Annotated in this window: 1 protein-coding gene; it reads right to left on the bottom strand. The window is 60.8% G+C overall.

From position 1 onward, the window contains the following. Positions 1 to 347: cadherin-like domain-containing protein (locus GQB03_RS22745; protein WP_200832433.1), on the bottom strand; the 347-nt coding region annotated here is incomplete at both ends.

Genomic DNA, 347 nt, shown 5'->3' with positions numbered 1-347 from the left:
GCATCGTTCACCGGTGTGTAGCTGATGGTCGCACTCAGCGTGTTCGAGTCAGCGCTGCCGTCGTTGGCCGTCACATCGAAGCTCGGTGCCACTTCGTTGCCATCATCGACGAACTGCACCAGGCCTCCGGTGAGATCCGCGCTCGTGAAGCTCGTGATCGGCGTGCCGACGGCGCTACTCAATTGGAAGTAACCACCCGACACGCTACTCACTGTGTAGGTGAAGCTCGAGTTGTCCGGATCGCTGACGCCGAAGTTCGCATCCGAGAGCGTCACCGTCTGACCTTCAGAGAGCGTCAGGCTCGCGCTGTCGAGCACCGGGGCATCGTTCACCGGTGTGTAGCTGAT

The sequence above is a fragment of the Cognatazoarcus halotolerans genome (assembly GCF_009800965.1).
GTDB classification, from domain to species: domain Bacteria; phylum Pseudomonadota; class Gammaproteobacteria; order Burkholderiales; family Rhodocyclaceae; genus Cognatazoarcus; species Cognatazoarcus halotolerans.
This window is presented reverse-complemented; position numbering and strand designations above follow the sequence as displayed.